Genomic DNA, 17,999 nt, shown 5'->3' with positions numbered 1-17,999 from the left:
AGGTGCAACCCTCAAGGCAGGGCGCTGTATCAGACCTTCAAGCCGAACCCCTGCATCAGTCGCTGCGTGGCAAAATCCGGCTTCCCGGAGGTGAAGACGGCGATATCCTCGCCGGGCGCCAGCACTTCGCGCGACGGCACCAGCCGGCGCGCCTGGCGGGCGATCGCCTCCGCCGGATCGAGCCAGTCGACCGGCCAGGGCGCGAGGCGGCGGAAGACGTTCGCCATGAACGGGTAGTGCGTGCAGGCCAGCACGACGATGTCGGTCTTGCACCCGTCCCGCTCGACAAAGCACTGGCTGATCTCGGCCATCACCGCCTCGTCGGACAGCGTTTCGCCGCGGATATAGGCCTCAGCCATCCGCGCCAGATTTTCCGAGCCGACAAGGCGCACATGGCATTGCCTCGCAAAGGACTGGATCAGGTCGCGCGTGTAGGCGCGCTTGACCGTTCCCGGCGTCGCCAGCACGGACACCAGCCCGGAGCGCGTTCGCTCGGCGGCGGGCTTGATCGCCGGAACGGTGCCAACGAAGCGCATCGTCGGAAACGTGGCGCGCAGGTCGGCACCAACGAGCGTAAAGGCCGTGTTGCACGCAATGACGCAGATCTCCGGGGCGTGCTGCGCCAGCAGCTTGTCAAAGAGCGCGATGATGTGCCTCTTCAGCGCAGCCTCTTCCCAGCCGCCATAGGGAAAGCCGGCGTCGTCGGCGACATAGATGAAATGCCGTTCCGGCATCAGCACCCGCGCCTCGCGCAGCACCGTCAGCCCGCCGATGCCGCTGTCGAACACGAGGATCGGCTTGGGTTCATTCATCGCTGCGGGCGGCCTTCGGTCTTCTGTTGCGGGTGCGGTTCGGCGCCGGCGCGCCCGAGCCACGCGGCGCGTCGCGGGTAAAGCGATCGAGACAGGAAACGATGCCACGCAAGACCTGGATTTCCGAACCGGTGAAGGAGGGACGGGTGAGTGCGGAGCGCAGGTTTTCGATCAATTTCGGCTTTTTGGCGGCGGGACGGAAGTAGCCGCGCGCATCCAGCGCCTCCTGGACATGGTCGAACAGACCTTGCAGTTCGTCCTTCTTTGCCGGACGCTGCGGCAGCGCGCTGAAGGCGGTTTCCTCGATCGACCCCATGCCGGTCTTCATCCACTCGTAACTCATCAGCAGCACGGCCTGTGCCAGATTGAGCGACGCAAACGCCGGATTGACCGGAAAGGTGACGAGTTCGTCGGCGAGCGCGATTTCCTCATTGGTCAGCCCGGTGCGCTCGCGGCCGAACAGGATGCCGGTCGCCTCGCCGGCGCGAAAACGCGCCCGCAACGTCTCGGCCGCAACCACCGGCGAGCGGACTTCCTTGTAGCCGTAGCGGTCGCGCGCCGTCGTCGCATAGACAAAATTGAGATCGGCGATCGCCTCCTCCAGCGAAGAGAAGACCTTGGTGGCCGCAATGACATGGTCTGCCTTGCTTGCCGCCGAGATCGCCTTCTCGCTCGGCCAGCCATCCCGCGGGTTGACCAGCCGCAGTTCCGCCAGACCGAAATTGGCCATGGCGCGCGCCACCATGCCGATGTTTTCTCCAAGCTGGGGGTGGACCAATATGATTGCGGGCCCTTCCGCTATCAGTTGCCGCTCGCTGTTCGTACCCGCCATCCGCTCAACCGTCGTTTTTCCGTTGACCCGTCATCCGCCGGACCCTGGGTGATCCCGGCCCTTCAGGTGGCGTTCCCCTGCCACAGACCGTAGGAAAAGGGAAGAATGCCGCCCTATTCGGGCGAAATGGCCTCCGGCTGCGGATTGGCCCCTTCCTTTGCGATCTCCACCAGTTCCGCCTTGAGCGAGCCCGGATCGCCGTCCTGCGGCCGCAGAATATCATCGATGACCGGTCGGCCATCCTCCTCGACCACCTGGAAATCCACCTCCGCCGGCTTCCAGTCCGCTGCCCGTTCGCCAAAGCAATGGGTGTTGTCGAAGGTCGTCTTGACCGTGGTCACGCCAGCGGAAGCCGGCGCCGCCTCGATCTTGAGATCCTTGATCGAGCAGCCGTCCTGGCCCATGGCAATCACGTCGTAGTCGAACGGCGATCCGCCATCTTCGTAGGCCGGATATTTTGCCGCCTCGCGATATTTGGCGACGAAATCCTTGCTGTAGAGACGCTGCAGGAAACCGTCGTTGAAATAGTCGACATAGTCCGGCATGTCGTCGCTGTCGCCGGCAAGATCGGCCCAGTTGCTCGTTGCCGTGGTCATGATTTCACGCACCGGTTCGGCAGCGTCTGCCGCAAGTGCAAGGGACGGCATCAGGGCGAGCGCGGCGGCGAGGCATAGGCGCATTGTGGTAATCTCCACGGAAAGGATTGCATGGGGGCCAAGCGGCCCAGGCTGACGCGCTACCAATTGGCCACCCTTTGCGGCAATTTTCCGGGATCGACTCGCATCCGTCGACGTCCCGGCATCTGAGTCGCGGAGCATATTCCTTGCCGGGCGAAAATAAAGTCTCTCAGTCCTTGGTCGGCTTTGCCTTCCCTGCCCCAAGTGGTATAGCCGCACGCGATCGCTACTTCACGAAACGGGGCATCCGGCCCCACTAGGCTACGAGGCAATCCATGAAAAAGATCAAGGTCGCCAATCCGGTCGTCGAACTCGACGGCGACGAGATGACCCGCATCATCTGGCAGTTCATCAAGGACAAGCTGATCCATCCGTACCTGGACATCGACCTGAAGTACTTCGACCTCGGCATGGAGAACCGCGACGCCACCGACGACCAGGTGACAGTCGACGCCGCCAACGCGATCAAGACGTATGGCGTCGGCGTCAAGTGCGCCACCATCACCCCCGACGAGGCGCGCGTCGAGGAGTTCAAGCTGAAGAAGATGTGGAAGTCGCCGAACGGCACGATCCGCAACATTCTCGGCGGTGTCATCTTCCGCGAGCCGATCATCTGCAAGAACGTGCCGCGCCTCGTGCCCGGCTGGACCAAGCCGATCATCGTCGGCCGCCACGCCTTCGGCGACCAGTACCGCGCCACCGACTTCAAGTTCCCCGGCAAGGGCAAGCTGACGATGAAGTTCGTCGGCGAGGACGGCAAAGAAATCGAATACGATGTCTTCGACGCGCCGTCCGCCGGCGTTGCCATGGGCATGTATAACCTCGACGCCTCGATCACCGAGTTCGCCCGCGCCTCGTTCAACTACGGCCTGCAGCGCAAGGTGCCGGTCTATCTGTCGACGAAGAACACCATCCTCAAGGTCTATGACGGCCGCTTCAAGGATATCTTCCAGGAGGTCTTCGACAAGGAGTTCGCCGACAAGTTCAAGGAAGCGAAACTCTGGTACGAGCACCGCCTGATCGACGACATGGTCGCCTCGGCGCTGAAGTGGTCCGGCGGCTATGTCTGGGCCTGCAAGAACTATGACGGCGACGTGCAGTCCGACATCGTCGCGCAAGGGTTCGGCTCGCTCGGCCTGATGACCTCGGTGCTGATGACGCCGGACGGCCAGACGGTCGAGGCGGAGGCCGCGCACGGTACCGTGACCCGCCACTACCGCCAGCATCAGAAGGGCGAGGAGACCTCGACCAACTCGATCGCCTCGATCTTCGCCTGGACCCGCGGCCTGGCGCACCGCGCCAAGCTCGACGGCAATGCCGAACTGGCGAAGTTCGCATCGACGCTCGAAAAGGTCTGCGTCGACACCGTCGAAGCCGGCTTCATGACCAAGGACCTGGCGCTCCTGATCGGTCCCGACCAGCCGTGGCTCTCCACCACCGGCTTCCTCGACAAGATCGACGAGAACCTGAAGAAGGCCATGGCCGCCTGAGCGGCAACCTGGACATAAACGATCAAGACCCGGCCTTGTGCCGGGTCAAAGAAAAAAGCCCGTCACGAGAGAGATCACGTGGCGGGCTTTTGCTTTATCTAAATTTCTTCGTCCTCGGCGACGACAGCAAACGCCGACGTCAATCCGCATGGCAGCTGTCGAGGGGAAATCGCTCCGCACGCCGAAGGAGCAGGTCTTTGCGGCTGCTCCTTCGGCGCGGTGCCGATCACATTTCGGCGAGGCTGTCGCCCTCGTCCGCCTCGGGCTTGCCATCGAGCAGCTTGTCGGCGATCAGGCCGGCGTTCTGGCGGAGCGCCATCTCGATCTCGCGCGCCGCGTCCGGGTTGTCGCGCAGGAACTGCTTGGCGTTTTCGCGACCCTGGCCGAGGCGCTGGCTGTTGTAGGAGAACCAGGACCCGGACTTTTCGACGATGCCGGCCTTGACGCCGAGGTCGATCAGCTCGCCGGTCTTGGACACGCCCTCGCCATACATGATGTCGAACTCGACCTCCTTGAAGGGCGGCGCCATCTTGTTCTTGACGACCTTGATCTTCGTCTGGTTGCCGATCACCTCGTCGCGCTCCTTGACCGCGCCGATGCGGCGGATGTCGAGGCGGACGGAGGCGTAGAACTTCAGCGCATTGCCGCCCGTCGTCGTCTCCGGCGAACCGAACATGACGCCGATCTTCATGCGGATCTGGTTGATGAAGATGACCATGGTGTTCGAACGCGAGATCGAGGCCGTCAGCTTGCGCAGTGCCTGGCTCATCAGGCGGGCCTGCAGACCCGGCAGGCTGTCGCCCATCTCGCCCTCGATTTCGGCGCGCGGCGTGAGTGCGGCGACCGAGTCGATCACGAGCACGTCGATCGCACCGGAGCGAACCAGCGCGTCGGTGATCTCGAGCGCCTGCTCGCCATTGTCCGGCTGCGAGATCAGGAGGTTTTCCAGATCGACGCCGAGCTTGCGGGCATAGACGGGATCGAGCGCGTGCTCGGCATCGACGAAGCCGCAGATGCCGCCCTTCTTCTGGGCTTCCGCGATTGTCTGCAGCGCCAGCGTCGTCTTGCCCGAGCTTTCCGGCCCGTAAATCTCGATGATTCGCCCCTTGGGCAGCCCGCCGATCCCGAGCGCGATGTCGAGACCGAGCGAGCCCGTCGGGATGGTTTCGATCTCGACGACGCTGTCCTTCGAGCCGAGCTTCATGATCGAGCCCTTGCCGAACGACCTCTCGATCTGAGAAAGTGCCGCTTCGAGTGCCTTGCTTTTGTCCACCGATTTGTCCTCTACGAGCCGCAAAGTGTTTTGTGCCATTTGCTCCACCTTTAGGTTATTGGGGCCAGACAGGCAATGAAGCCGCCGATGGAAGCTTTGTACACTTTTTGTTCTCTTTTGACAACAGCACACGATGCAATTGATAAATTTCGATATTCGACCGTACGTTCCCTTTTCGTTTCAAGGGACTGCACGGACATTCTACCATCGCCGCGACGATCGGCGCGAGGGGAAAGATCGTCCGAATCGGATCGTGCAAAGGCAGGAAAATGACCGGTAGAAACATCCTCGTGCTCGGCGGAGCCCATGTCGACCGCCGCGGCCGCATCCACGGCGAGACAGCCCCCGGCGCCAGCAATCCCGGCAGTTGGTTCGTCGAAGCCGGCGGCGGCGCCTTCAACGCGGCGCGCAACCTTGCGCGCCTCGGTCATGCCGTGCGCCTCATCGCTCCGCGCGGCGGCGACAGCGACGGCGAGCTCGTCGCCGCCGCGGCCCTGGCCGCCGGCGTCGAGGACACCCCCTTCATCTTTCTCGACCGGGCAACGCCCAGCTATACGGCGATCATCGAGCGCGACGGCAACCTGGTGATCGCGCTCGCCGACATGGAACTCTACCGCCTGTTTTCGCCGCGACGCCTGCAACAGCGCGCGGTGCGGGAGGCAATCGCGCGGGCCGATGCGGTCTTGACCGACGCCAATCTGCCGGAAGAGACGGTCGCAGCCATCGCGAAAGCGGCCCGCTCTGCCGGCAAGCCGGCGTGCGGGATTGCGATTTCCCCCGCCAAGGTCGCCCGGTTCCGAACCGCCCTGCCCGTGCTCACCTGCCTGTTCATGAACGAGGCGGAGGCGCGCGCGCTGGCGGAGGCCCGGCCGGACGATCCGCGGCAATGGCCGGACATCCTGCGGCGTGCGGGGCTGTCTTCCGGCGTGGTGACGCGCGGGCGGAATGCGGCGATCGCCTTCGACGCGACCGGTGCGGCGATGCTGGCGCCGCCGCTGCTCGAAGCGCTGGGTGACGTGACCGGCGCCGGCGACGCGCTGGCGTCCGGGTTTCTCTCGGCCCGGCTGGACGGCCAGTCGCTTGCCGCCTCGCTTCGTCAGGGTACCGCCGCCGCCCTCATCGCCGTGCGCTCGCCGCTCGCCGTCGCCGAGGAGCTCGAGCCCGAACTGCTCGCGCGCGTCGTCGCTCTTGTGCCCGAGGCGGAAATGCTGGCATGAGGGCGGTTTGACGGCCGCCGATGCCCGGCCCATCCTGCAAGCAACGAAACCCGAGGACCCGACGATGACGAGATCCGCCTCCCCGCTCCTGCCGATCGCCTATTCCGACGAGGTCACCGCCGCAAAGGCACGCGGCGCCGCGATCGTGGCGCTCGAGTCCACGATCATCACGCATGGCATGCCCTATCCGGGTAACCTGGAGATGGCGCGAAGCGTCGAACGGATCATTCGCGAGGAGGGCGCGGTGCCCGCCACCATCGCCGTGATCGATGGCGTGCTGCACATCGGCCTGGATGACGCCGAACTGCAGGCGCTCGCCCAGACGAGCGGCGCGATGAAGGTTTCGCGTGCGGATCTTGCCTTCGCCATCGCCGAGCGGCGCACCGGCGCGACCACGGTTGCCGCGACGATGATCGGCGCCGCCCTCGCCGGCATCCGCGTCTTTGCCACCGGCGGCATCGGCGGCGTTCACCGCAAGGCCGAGGAAACGTTCGACATTTCCGCCGACCTGGAAGAACTGGCGCGCACCGCCGTCATCGTCGTCTGCGCCGGCGCCAAGGCGATCCTTGACATCCCGAAAACGCTTGAGGTGCTGGAGACGCGTGGCGTGCCGGTCGTCACCTATGACAGCCCGAATTTTCCCGCCTTCTGGTCGCGCGATTCCGGCCTGCCGAGCCCGCTGATGCTGAACAGCCCGGCGGCGATCGCCAATTTCCAGGCCGTGCGCGCGCAACTCGGCATTGCAGGCGGCATGCTGGTCGCCAACCCGGTGCCGGCGGAAAACGAAATTCCGCGCCCGGAGATGGAGATCTACATCGAGCGCGCGCTGGACAATGCAGAACGCGACGAGATCACCGGCAAGGAGGTGACGCCCTATCTGCTCGACACGATCTTCCGCCTCACCGACGGCCGCAGCCTGGCGACCAATATCGCACTTGTGGAGAACAACGCACGGCTTGCGGCGGAGATCGCGGTGGCGCTTGCGGTCTGAGCGGGGTCAGGCAGTCCTCCACCGCGGCAGGGCGGTGGACGGCATAGCCCGTCCGCCCGGAACGCGGCCGGATGGGCGCCTACCCGTCCAGCATCTCCCGCACCGCCTCTGCAAGCTGCTTGAGCGAGAACGGCTTGGGCAGGAAGCCGAACTTGGCATCGGCCGGAAGGTTGCGGGCGAACGCGTCCTCAGCGTAGCCGGAGACGAAGATGAACTTCAGGTCCGGGTATTTCTTGCGCAATTCTCGCAACAGCGAAGGCCCGTCCATTTCCGGCATGACCACGTCCGAAACGACGATGTCCACCGCACCGTCCAGTTCCTCCATGATGTCGAGCGCTTCGACGCCGGAACCGGCTTCGTAGACGGTGTAGCCGCGCGTCTCCAGCATGCGTTTTCCGCCGCGACGGACCGCCTCCTCGTCCTCGACGAGAAGGACGACGGCCGAGTCGCCGGTGAGGTCACGGGGTTCCTTTGCTGCCGGCGCGGGCGCAGAGACGTTCTGCGCCGCGTTCTCGACGGGTGCGGCGACCGGTGCTTCCTCGATGTGGCGCGGCATGAAGATGCGGAACGTCGTGCCCTTGCCCATTTCGGAATCGGCGAAGATGTAGCCACCGCTCTGCTTGACGATGCCGTAGACCATCGACAGCCCGAGCCCGGTCCCCTTGCCCACTTCCTTCGTCGTGAAGAAGGGCTCGAAGATCTTGTCGCGGATTTCCGCCGGAATGCCGGTGCCCTGGTCGACGACGTCGATCTCGACATAGTCCGCCGGCGGCAATTCGCGATAGTTGAACGCCGCCACTTCCGAGGCGGTCACATTGCGCGTGCGGAAGGTGATCGTGCCGCCGTCGGGCATGGCGTCGCGGGCATTGACGGCGAGGTTGATCAACACCTGCTCGAACTGGCCGAGATCGGAGCGGACCGGCCAGAGGTCGCGCCCATAGTCAACCTCGATCTTGACCTTCGTGCCGGTCATGCGGTCGACCAGCATGCGCAGGTCGCCGATGACGTCGGTCATCTGCAGCACGCTCGGCCGCATCGTCTGCTTGCGGGAGAAGGCGAGCAGCTGGCGCACCAGCACGGCCGCGCGGTTGGCGTTTCGCTTGATCTCCATCAGGTCCGCGAAACTCGGATCCGACGGCCGCGCCGACAACAGCAGGTGGTCGGAGGAAAGCAGGATCGCCGTCAGCACGTTGTTGAAGTCATGCGCGATGCCGCCGGCAAGCGTGCCGACCGCGTTCATCTTCTGGGTCTGCGCCATCTGCGTCTCGAGCGCCTTCTGCTCGGTGATCTCGACGGCGTAGACAATCGCCGCCTCCTCCGGCGCCTGATCGTTCTGGTCAATGACGGCGTTCACATAGAAACGGAAGTGCCGCCCCTCGTCGCCCGGATAGCGCGAATCGATCGGCGGGATGTCGCCCTGACGGTCGCGGGCGGCATCCAATGCAGCCACCAGCCGCGGGCGGTCGCTCTCGTGCACGATCGCTTCCAGCCTTGCCCCGCGCTCGATGTCATCGCGGGAAACGACGCCGGAAAACAGCTTCAGGAACGGGGCATTGGTGCTCAGGATGCGCCCTGCGCCGTCGACGGAGGCAATCGCCATCGGCGTGTTGTTGAAGAACCGGGTGAAGCGCATCATCGCGTTGGAGGCGGATGCATCGCCATCGTCGGCACCATCGCGGGCCAGCACGATCGTGCGGCTTTCACCCGGCGCTCCGTCGCGCGTCGCGCTGACGCGGTGAACGAGGCGGACCGGCAGGCTCTGTCCGTTGGATTTGCGCAGATCGAGGTCGAGCACCTTCGTGCGCATCGCACCGGGTTCGGCTTGCACCGACTGCACCAGCGCCAGCCCCTCGCCCGCGACGAGGTCGCCGACCGAGAGTGTTCCGGGATGAAATTTCGTCAGATCGATACCGAGCCAATCGGCCAGCGTCGCGTTCAGATAGACGATCTCGCCCTTGCGCCCTGCGGAGAAAAAGCCGGCCGGCGCGTGATCGAGGTAGTCGATCGCGTTCTGCAATTCCTTGAAGAAGCGCTCCTGGTCGTCGCGCTCCGACGTGATGTCGGCAATCTGCCAGACGTAGAGCGACGGTCCGCCCCCTTCGCGGTTGGGAAGCACACGCGCCTTCAGCCGATACCAGCGCGCGCCGGACCCCACACCGGTGCCCGGGTTCAGCGGTTTGAGCAGGCGGAACTCTTCAGCGCCTTCCTGCCCTTCGTGCAGGCCGTTCATCAGCCGGTAGACCGATTCACTCGCCTCGCGATCGCGCGAAAACAAGGTCTCGAGCGTTTGGGCGTCGCTTTCGCTGGTCGCCCCGGTCAGCGCCCCATAGGCGGCGTTGGCATAGACGATCCGCCCCTTCCGGTCCGTCACCAGCGTACCGTCCGGCTGGGTGTCGACGAAGGTCCGCGCCAGTTCGTCCGGGCGCGATTGCGGCATGATCTCGATGAAGCCGATCATGGCCGAGACGAAAAAGAAGATCCCCACCATTGCCAGCACGCCGAGGATGCCGAGCACGATCTCGTTGTCGAGCTGATTCTTGAAGACGATGAAGGCGCCCGCCGACGCGGTCAAAACGATCGCAAGCAGCACGATCCGCAGGATCACGCCGGGGCGGCTGCTGCGCTCGACGAGCGGCGCGTGATATTCGACCTCCTGGCGGATCTTAGACATCGCTCACTCTCTTGGCCTGAACTGCTGAAGGCCGCGCGGCGTGGGAGACAACTGCAGAATCACTTCTAGCTATTTGAGGGAACCCCGAAAAGCAAAGGAATGAAAACGGCAAGCCTCTATGCACAGGGATTATGGCCACGTTGTATCCCGCCCTTCCCGGCCGATTGCGAATGCCCGGGCGACCCTTTACAGGACAGGCCGTCGGCCGTTCTTGTGCAGGCCTGAAAAAAGTCGTCAAATGGACCCATCGTGTCGCCAAGGAGTAGCTCTTCATGTTCGAGGACATAATCGCCCAGTACGGCACGAAATTCATTGTTGCCGCGCTCGCCGTTCTGCTTGGTCTGGCTTGCCTGGCGCTTGTGCTCTGGATCGTTCGACGCCGCCCCTCATCGCCGTTTATCCGTGGCGGGCGCAACCGCCAGCCGCGCCTTGCCGTCCTCGATGCAGCCGCGGTCGACACACGTCGCCGGCTCGTGCTGGTCCGCCGCGACGACGTCGAGCATCTTCTGATGATCGGCGGCCCGACGGACATCGTCATCGAGAGCCGGATCATGACTGCCGGTGCAGAGGCCGTTTCGGAGCAGGCTGGCGCTGCGGTCCAGGAAACGGCGCCACACGCGGATCAGCCTGCAGCGATGCCGGCAGCCGCGCGCGCCGCGCTCGCGCCAATGCGGGAACCCGCTCCGCGCGCTCGGCCGGCTGCGGAAGAGCGGCGACCGGAGCCGGTGATGCCCCCGCCGCTGCCTTCCGACAGCATTTCATCCATGGGGCACGTTCTCTATGGTGAAGACGACATTCCGGTCCACGCGCCTGCGCCGACGCAGCCGGAAACGCCCCGGCTGGCGCCCGGCCAGCCGGCCCCCCAGACGCTGCGCACCGGCAGTGCCGGCACGCCGACGCCAACACTCCCGCAGCCCCCCGTCGGCCAGCCCGCAACGTCGGAAAAAAGCCTGATCGATGCCCTCGATCGCGCGCGGGACCGCGTCCTGACAAATCCCGTCGGCACCGGCAGCGACCGCCCCGACGGCCAACACGCGATTTTGCCGACACCCGCGGCCGCGCAGGCGCTTCCAAAGTCCGCCGCCGACAATGCGGCGCTCGTCAGCGAGTTCGAGAGGATCCTGGAGGCGGAAATCGCAACGTCTCCCGCCCGCCCGGCAAGCGGTCTTCCCCCCGGTGCCCGCGGCGAGCCGGCAACGCTCGAATCACAGCGCGAGCCGCCGAAAAGCCGCGAGGAAACGGAAGCGGAAATGGCGCGTCTGCTCGGCGAACTCTCCGCCAGCCGCAAGTCGTGACCTGACGAACGCATAATACGGTGGGTGCAGTGCCACAAATAAAAAGATCCCGCCAGCACCCCGGCGGGATCAACCCTGTTTTGATCCTGCAACGTCGCAAAGTTTACGGCCCAAGCAAAGCGCTCGGTGGTCGCGGCCTCCTGACCCGCATCCCCCTGGAGGCTTACTCGTCGCGATAAACCTTCTCGCGGCGCTCGTGGCGCTCCTGCGCCTCGATCGACAGCGTTGCGATCGGCCGGGCATCCAGCCGCTTCAACCCGATCGGCTCGCCGGTCTCCTCGCAAAAACCATAGGTGCCCTCGTCCAGACGCTGCAAAGCGGCGTCGATCTTGGAAATCAGCTTCCGCTGACGGTCGCGGGCTCGCAGTTCGATGGCGCGGTCTGTTTCGGAAGATGCCCTGTCGGCGAGGTCTGGATGATTGGCGCTCTCCTCGGCCAGGTGATCGAGGGTTTCACGCGCTTCCCGCAGAATGTCGTTTCTCCAAGCATTCAGCTTCGCGCGAAAATAAGCCCGCTGGTTGGCATTCATGAACTCTTCGTCTTCATTGAGGACAAAGGTACTAAGATCGATCTTCTCACTCAACGCGATTCTCCTGAAGATACATCTCAAGGGGCGCTGTATATCCCTGTGCTTGAGCCGATTCAAGCCTGCCTGATCTTGCGCACCGAAATTTGAATCTGCCCGATCTGCAGACTATCCGGCTATTTTATAAACAAGATAACGATCGCTCGTCGGATACACGCGGCAGACGATGCAGCACCTCCCGTCCCGCCGGCAGGGCGCTGGCCGCCTATGGGCCGGCTTTTCTTGCGATGAAAACGTCGGTCCGATCGCTTGGTTCCGCTGCGGAGCAGGAAAGCAAAAGCAGTTGATCTTTTCGGCGCGGGGATGGAAAAACAAAGCTTGTGTGATGCGCAACGGGACGAAGGGAACAGCAGCTTGGCAACGGCAACCTCCGGGGTCTTTCGGCTCTATCTCCTGCGGCACGCCCGCGCTGGCTGGGCGGAACCGGGGAAGTCGGATTTCGACAGGACCCTCGACGATCAGGGCTATGCGGAAGCCGAGATCCTGGCCGAAGAGATGGCAGATCAGGGATACCGGCCGCAGGTCGTCATCTCCTCGACGGCCGTACGCTGCAGGGAAACCGCCGAACCGCTGAAGCGGACGTTGGGAGAAGAACTGCCGATCGAGTATGTAGATACGCTCTATGGGGGTTCCATCAATGCCTATGCAGAGGTCGCCTTTGCCGATCGGGCGGAGACCTCCGTGATGATTGTTGGCCACAATCCGACGATCGAGGAATTCTTTCGCCGCGTCGTCGGCTTGCCGGTCGCCGACACGGCGGCGCCGGCCGGTTTCCCCACTGCCGCCCTTGCGACCATCGATTTCGACCGCAGGCCGACCGACCGGGACTTCTCCGGCGGCCGGCTGTCCTGTTTCATCACGCCGCACTCAGGCTTGTGAATATTGATCGCATTGGCTTTTTCCGACGGTCACCCTTACCTATATCGCCGAAGGACCTGATCACACCGGGGAACGGGATTGTCGAAACTCACAAACCTTGCAGACGATGCGCTGATCGCCCTCGACAATCTGACCGACCGCGCCGCAAGCCTTGTCAATCCGTCGATCCGCCTTGGCGTTACCGGGCTTTCCCGCGCGGGAAAGACGGTCTTCATCTCCTCGCTCGTCCACAATCTTTTGAACGGTGGCCGGCTGCCGCTGTTCGAGCCAAGCCGTTCGGGGCGGATCTCGCGGGTCCGCCTGGAACCGCAACCGGACGATGCCGTGCCACGCTTCCAGTATGAAGACCATGTGCGCGCCCTCGTCGGCGAGCGCCTCTGGCCCGATTCCACCCGTGCGATCTCGCAATTGCGCATCACCCTGGACTACGAAAGCGCCAGCGGTTGGGGTCGGCTGTGGTCGGCCGGTCGCCTCGCCATCGACATCGTCGATTATCCCGGTGAGTGGCTGCTCGACCTGCCGCTGCTCGGTCAGGATTTTCGGGCGTTCAGCGCCAGCACGATCACGCTCGCCCACACCGGTGTCCGCCGCCAGCTCTCAACCGAATGGCTCGGCGCCGCCGCATTGCTCGACCCGCGCGCCGCCGCAGACGAAACGACCGCCCGTCGCCTAGCGGAAGCGTTCACGCTCTATCTCAGGGCCTGCAAGTCGGACGAGCGCTCGCTGTCGACCCTTCCGCCCGGGCGCTTCCTGATGCCCGGCGACCTCGAAGGCTCCCCGGCGCTGACGTTTGCCCCGCTGCCGAACCTTCCAGCGGGCGCAGCGCCGAAGGGCTCGCTCTGGGCGATGATGGAGCGCCGTTACGAGGCCTACAAGACGCATGTGGTCAAGCCGTTCTTCCGTGAGCATTTTGCGCGGCTGGATCGGCAGATCGTGCTCATCGACGCCCTGCAGGCGGTCAACCGCGGCGCGGAGGCGGTACACGACCTCGAGCGGGCGCTGGGCGATGTCATGGCCTGCTTCCGCCCCGGCAGCGGCGGCTTCCTCGGCTCGCTTTTGTCCCGCCGCATCGACCGCGTCGTCGTCGCCGCGACCAAGGCGGATCACCTTCATCACGAAAGCCATCCCCACCTGGAAGCCCTGACCCGCCGCCTCGTCGACCGCGCCATCAAGCGAATTGGCCTGAGCGGCGCGGGCGTCGAGGTGATGGCGATCGCCTCCGTCCGCGCGACCCGCGAAGCAACCGTCAAGCAGGAGGGCACGTCACTGCCGGTGATCGTCGGCACCCCGATGGCCGGCGAGACGATCGACGGGGAAACCTTCGACGGCAACCGCAAGACAGCCATCTTTCCCGGAGACCTGCCCGAGGATCCCGAGACCCTGTTCCAGGCCGTTGAATCGCACTCGCAGGAGCCGCTCGCGCCGACGCTGAACTTTGTCCGCTTCCGCCCGCCGGAGATGGGCGCCCCCGGTGGCGAAATGAAGCTGTCCATCCCGCACATCCGGCTCGACCGTGCGCTGCAATACCTGATCGGAGATCGGCTGGCATGACCGACAAACCCTCAACCGGGCGCTCCACCGGCCGACGCCCCGCCGCATTTGCCGTGCCGGAGAGCCCGCCAAAGGCCAGCCTGCCGGAGCCATCGGCACCGCGCCGCCCCTCGCAGCATTCGGAAGGGGTGATTCTCACGCCAGACGCGGACGATCCCTTCGCCGAAACCACGCTCGATCTGGAGACGCTTCCGCCGCCCGAGGAGGCACGGCCGCGCCGTCGCCGCATCACGCTGGGCGGCATTGCCACGGCGGCGTTCGGCATCTTGCTATCGCTGGCCGTCGGGCTTTGGGTCGATCGCCTGATCCGCGGCCTCTTCTCCCGCAGCGACTGGCTCGGCTACATCGCGATGGGCGCTGCCGCCCTTGGCGTATTGGCGCTCCTGGCCATCGTGCTGCGGGAGCTCGCCGGCTTGCATCGGTTGGCCGCCGTCCAGAATGTCAAAGAGGAGGTGATCGCTGCCACAACGGCGCCCACCCCTGCCCCAGCGCGAAAGGCAATCCACCGCCTGACGCATCTTCTTGCAAGCCGGCCGCAGACGGCGCGCGGCCGCAGCCGCCTCCAAGAGACGGAAGGCGATATCATCGACGGCCCGCACCTGCTCGACCTGGCCGAGCGCGAATTGCTGGCACCCTTGGACCGCGAGGCCCGTGTCCTGATCCTCGCCGCCGCCAAGCGCGTCTCCATCGTTACCGCGGTCTCGCCGCGGGCGCTCGTCGACCTCGGCTACGTGCTCTTCGAGAGCAGCCGCCTTATACGCAGGATGGCCGAGCTCTACGGCGGCCGACCGGGCAGTCTCGGCATGCTGCGCCTCATGCGCGACGTGATTGCCCATCTCGCCGTCACCGGCTCGATCGCGGTCGGCGACAGCCTGGTGCAGCAGGTGCTCGGTCATGGCCTGGCCTCCAGGCTATCGGCGCGCCTTGGCGAGGGCGTCGTCAATGGCCTGATGACGGCGCGCATCGGAATTGCGGCGATGGATCTGTGCCGCCCGATGCCGTTCTCCGCGCTGAAACGTCCGCGCATGGGCGACTTCATCGCCGATCTGGCGCCCGGCGCACTCACCGGCCGCGGCAAGGATCAGGCGTGACGCCGGTGTTACAGCCTTGTGGACATCGATGGCCCACCGCGTCAAAATAGTGCGCCGCACACGCTGTCGAAACGCTCCATTAACCAATTTCACGCAAGGCTGAACCCAGAAAATCGACCAGCCCGTCAAGGATCGTTCATGTATTCGCGCACTTCTTTGATCGCCCGCGGCATCGCAGCGGCTTTTGTCGCCGTGTCTTCCGTCGCAAGCCCGGTCCAGGCTGCTTCAAACGATAAGGCTTTCTTTGATCAGGTCACCGGCACCTGGCAGGGGCCGGGCGAAATCGTCGCCGGCAAGTACAAGGGCACCAAGTTCACCTGCAGCCTGAGCGGCGACAGCGCCACGATTGATGGAACCGGCATTCAGCTCGACGGACATTGCCGCGTCGGCGTGTTCAAGCAGCCGATGTCCGCCCTGATCACACGCACCGGCGGAACCTACAAGGGCAAGTTCCTCGATGGCGCAGCCGGCAAGGGTCTCGATATCCTCTCGGGCAACGTCTCGGGCGACAAGGTCGTCGTCGCCATCAACCGTCAGCAGCTGAATGGCGCCCTGATCGCCCGCCTGCAGGACGACAACACGATGAACATCACGATCTCGGTGAAGGTCGAGGACCAGATGATTCCGGTCATCGGCATGTCGCTGAACCGACGCGTCGACACGATGGCGGTCGGCTCGATCAAGTAGGATCGGCCGACTCCCGCCACCAATCGCGATCCTCGCCCGTTCGCTCGATGCCGGTCACGTCCGCGACTGCCAGCCAATCGGCAACCGCCCTGCCCCGCACGACCTGGTCTGCGGCGATATCGGCCAGCGGCATCAGCACGAAACCGCGCTCCGTCATGCGCGGATGCGGAATTTCCAGCCGCCCGCCGGACTGCGAAACGTCGTCATAAGTCAGGATATCGATGTCGATCGTTCGCGGCCCCCAGCGCTCGATCCGCTCCCGCTTCATCTGCCGCTCCACCGTGAGGCAGACCTCGAGCAGCGCTTCCGGCGCCAAGGCAGTCTCGATCAGCGCACAGGAATTGACGAACCAGGCCTGATCGGTCTTGCCCCACGGCGGCGTCCGGTAAAGCCTCGAGACCTGCGACACCCGGCAGTCCGCGCGTGCGTCCAGCGCAAGCAAGGCCGAGCGCATCGCCGCGACTGGATCGCCGATGTTGCCGCCCAGCCCCAGCGTTGCCCGATGGCCGAGCCGTTCAGACGACATGATCCACCGTCACCTGCACGTAATCGAGCACACCGGCGACCGGTGCATTCGGCTTGCGCACCGAAATCCTGGCGCGGCTGATCTGCGGGAACCGGGCGCAGAGCGCCGTTGCGATCTCCTGCGCCAGCGCCTCGATCAGGAACCGTCGGCGGCCGGTAACGATCGCCTCGATTTCCTTGAAGGCGACGCCGTAGTCGACCGTCGAATCGATGAGGTCGTCGGAAAGCGGCTTGGACGGTGTCACCTCCAGTTCGGCGTCAACGAAGAAGCGCTGGCCGAGAAACTCCTCGGCGTCGTGCAGGCCGTGACGGGCAAAGAAGGCGCAATTCTTGAGGGTGATCGTGTATGTCTTGGTCATCTTGAATTCTGTCTTTCACTCGCCGGCGTGCGCGGCAACTTTGAACCGGGCTTCCAGCATAGCATCCGCCATTGCCAGCGCGTCCCTGTTGATTGCGACATCATGCACCCGGAACACCGCCGCACCTGCCTGCCGCAGCAACGCGGTGGTCGCCGCCGTACCCGCATCGCGATCGGCGGCTTCCCGGCCGGTGGCCGCGCCGACGAAGCGCTTGCGGGAGGTGCCCGCCAAAATCGGCCGCTCGAAGCGCAGTAGCTCCTCGAAACGGGCCATCAGCTCGAAATTCTCCGCAGTATCCTTGGCAAAGCCGAACCCCGGATCGAGCACGATCGCTTCGTCCGCGACGCCAGCCTCGGCGGCAATTTCCAGGGACCGTCCGAGGAAGGCGAACTGATCCTCGATCACGTCCGGCAATTTCTCGCGGTCGCGCCCCGTGTGCATGATGCACAGGCCCGCTCCGGTCTGTGCCGCCACCTGGGCGATCGCCGATTCTCGCTGCAGTCCATGCACGTCGTTGACGATATGGGCTCCTGCCAGCACCGCCAGCCGCGCCGTTTCGGCACGATAGGTGTCGATTGAAATCACCGCCCGAACATCCCGCGCTAGTGCCTCGATCACAGGCAGCACCCGATCCTGCTCTTCCATTGCGGAGACCACGGCGCCGCCGGGTCTGGTCGATTCACCGCCAATGTCGATGATCTGGGCGCCCTGCGACAGGCAGGAACGCGCGTGTTCGATCGCCTTCTCCGTCGAATTGTGCAACCCGCCATCGGAAAAAGAATCCGGCGTGACGTTGACAATTGCCATGATCACGCCTTGAGGTCCGAGTAGCAGACTGCGGCCGTGGGCGAGTGACCAGTGGAACGGGGCGAAGGCAGAAAACATGGGAACATCCGTTAGCGATGGGCCGGCAGCACGAAAAGCTGTTGCACCTGCAGAGGCTATGCCCCAAGGTCGGGGCAAGTTCAACCGACTTCACAGGTTTGCAATGCGACCGAACATTTCGACGCGTTGAACCGGAAGCCGACCCACCTGCACCCTTGCCCTACCCGCCCCGGACCTT

Annotated in this window: 17 protein-coding genes; 8 read left to right on the top strand and 9 right to left on the bottom strand. The window is 64.6% G+C overall.

Translation table 11 applies throughout. The annotated features are described in order from the left end of the window. Positions 1 to 29: 29 nt before the first annotated feature. The 3 genes from murI to JNC62_RS09185 form a co-directional block, all read right to left on the bottom strand. A complete protein-coding gene (gene murI / locus JNC62_RS09195; RefSeq protein ID WP_374838041.1) occupies positions 30 to 812 on the bottom strand; it encodes a glutamate racemase in 783 nt (260 codons plus the stop codon). Next, entirely contained in the window at positions 805 to 1,644 is an 840-nt protein-coding gene (locus JNC62_RS09190) for an RNA methyltransferase (protein ID WP_374838039.1), read from the bottom strand. The genes murI and JNC62_RS09190 overlap by 8 nt, the downstream gene beginning before the upstream one ends. Positions 1,645 to 1,757: 113 nt before the next feature. After that, on the bottom strand, positions 1,758 to 2,324 hold the full coding sequence (locus JNC62_RS09185) for a hypothetical protein (RefSeq protein WP_374838037.1): 567 nt from the start codon (positions 2,322 to 2,324) through the stop codon (positions 1,758 to 1,760). Positions 2,325 to 2,596: 272 nt separating this feature from the next. Between JNC62_RS09185 and JNC62_RS09180 the strand changes: the two genes are divergently transcribed. Beyond that, a complete protein-coding gene (locus tag JNC62_RS09180; protein ID WP_374838035.1) occupies positions 2,597 to 3,811 on the top strand; it encodes an NADP-dependent isocitrate dehydrogenase in 1,215 nt (404 codons plus the stop codon). A 226-nt stretch (positions 3,812 to 4,037) separates the two neighbouring features. Here the strand turns inward: JNC62_RS09180 and recA are convergent, their stop codons facing one another. Beyond that, the gene (gene recA / locus JNC62_RS09175; protein WP_374838033.1) at positions 4,038 to 5,123 is read right to left on the bottom strand and encodes a recombinase RecA; all 1,086 of its coding nucleotides are present in this window, start codon (positions 5,121 to 5,123) and stop codon (positions 4,038 to 4,040) included. 230 nt (positions 5,124 to 5,353) lie between these two features. Here recA and JNC62_RS09170 point away from each other — a divergent pair, with 230 nt between their 5' ends. Further along, complete coding sequence (locus JNC62_RS09170) at positions 5,354 to 6,301, top strand: carbohydrate kinase family protein (RefSeq protein WP_374838031.1); 948 nt, start codon at positions 5,354 to 5,356, stop codon at positions 6,299 to 6,301. 64 nt (positions 6,302 to 6,365) lie between these two features. Then, entirely contained in the window at positions 6,366 to 7,292 is a 927-nt protein-coding gene (locus JNC62_RS09165) for a pseudouridine-5'-phosphate glycosidase (protein ID WP_374838030.1), read from the top strand. Positions 7,293 to 7,371: 79 nt separating this feature from the next. On the opposite strand, the gene cckA is transcribed toward JNC62_RS09165, so the two are convergent. Beyond that, entirely contained in the window at positions 7,372 to 9,963 is a 2,592-nt protein-coding gene (gene cckA / locus JNC62_RS09160; RefSeq protein ID WP_374838028.1) for a cell cycle histidine kinase CckA, read from the bottom strand. A 272-nt stretch (positions 9,964 to 10,235) separates the two neighbouring features. On the opposite strand from cckA, the gene JNC62_RS09155 reads away from it, so the two are divergent. Then, positions 10,236 to 11,258 (top strand): flagellar biosynthetic protein FliO, encoded by a 1,023-nt coding sequence (locus JNC62_RS09155; RefSeq protein ID WP_374838026.1) that lies wholly within the window; start codon positions 10,236 to 10,238, stop codon positions 11,256 to 11,258. Positions 11,259 to 11,421: 163 nt separating this feature from the next. On the opposite strand, the gene dksA is transcribed toward JNC62_RS09155, so the two are convergent. Further along, the gene (dksA, locus tag JNC62_RS09150) at positions 11,422 to 11,841 is read right to left on the bottom strand and encodes an RNA polymerase-binding protein DksA (protein ID WP_374838024.1); all 420 of its coding nucleotides are present in this window, start codon (positions 11,839 to 11,841) and stop codon (positions 11,422 to 11,424) included. A gap of 357 nt (positions 11,842 to 12,198) precedes the next feature. Between dksA and JNC62_RS09145 the strand changes: the two genes are divergently transcribed. The 4 genes from JNC62_RS09145 to JNC62_RS09130 all read left to right on the top strand — a co-directional run bounded on the left by JNC62_RS09145 (position 12,199) and on the right by JNC62_RS09130 (position 16,052). Continuing rightward, positions 12,199 to 12,723, top strand: a complete 525-nt coding sequence (locus tag JNC62_RS09145; protein ID WP_374838023.1) for a SixA phosphatase family protein — start codon at positions 12,199 to 12,201, stop codon at positions 12,721 to 12,723. Between the two features lie 78 nt (positions 12,724 to 12,801). After that, complete coding sequence (locus JNC62_RS09140; RefSeq protein WP_374838021.1) at positions 12,802 to 14,274, top strand: YcjX family GTP-binding protein; 1,473 nt, start codon at positions 12,802 to 12,804, stop codon at positions 14,272 to 14,274. Continuing rightward, on the top strand, positions 14,271 to 15,365 hold the full coding sequence (locus tag JNC62_RS09135) for a YcjF family protein (RefSeq protein ID WP_374838019.1): 1,095 nt from the start codon (positions 14,271 to 14,273) through the stop codon (positions 15,363 to 15,365). The genes JNC62_RS09140 and JNC62_RS09135 overlap by 4 nt, the downstream gene beginning before the upstream one ends. A 138-nt stretch (positions 15,366 to 15,503) precedes the next feature. Continuing rightward, positions 15,504 to 16,052, top strand: a complete 549-nt coding sequence (locus JNC62_RS09130; RefSeq protein WP_374838017.1) for a hypothetical protein — start codon at positions 15,504 to 15,506, stop codon at positions 16,050 to 16,052. On the opposite strand, the gene folK is transcribed toward JNC62_RS09130, so the two are convergent. From folK to folP, 3 genes are read right to left on the bottom strand one after another with little or no spacing between them, the layout of a single operon-like run. After that, entirely contained in the window at positions 16,045 to 16,578 is a 534-nt protein-coding gene (gene folK / locus JNC62_RS09125; RefSeq protein WP_374838015.1) for a 2-amino-4-hydroxy-6-hydroxymethyldihydropteridine diphosphokinase, read from the bottom strand. The two genes, JNC62_RS09130 and folK, sit on opposite strands and share 8 nt — an antisense overlap. After that, a complete protein-coding gene (folB, locus tag JNC62_RS09120; protein ID WP_374838014.1) occupies positions 16,568 to 16,936 on the bottom strand; it encodes a dihydroneopterin aldolase in 369 nt (122 codons plus the stop codon). The genes folK and folB overlap by 11 nt, the downstream gene beginning before the upstream one ends. Before the next feature lie 15 nt (positions 16,937 to 16,951). Then, entirely contained in the window at positions 16,952 to 17,821 is an 870-nt protein-coding gene (folP, locus tag JNC62_RS09115; protein ID WP_374838012.1) for a dihydropteroate synthase, read from the bottom strand. Between the last annotated feature and the right edge of the window lie 178 nt (positions 17,822 to 17,999).

Source organism: Mycoplana ramosa, from assembly GCF_041930185.1.
GTDB classification, from domain to species: Bacteria; Pseudomonadota; Alphaproteobacteria; order Rhizobiales; family Rhizobiaceae; genus Mycoplana; species Mycoplana ramosa.
The sequence above is the reverse complement of the archived record's forward strand: the minus strand, read 5'-3'. Positions and strand labels throughout refer to the sequence as shown.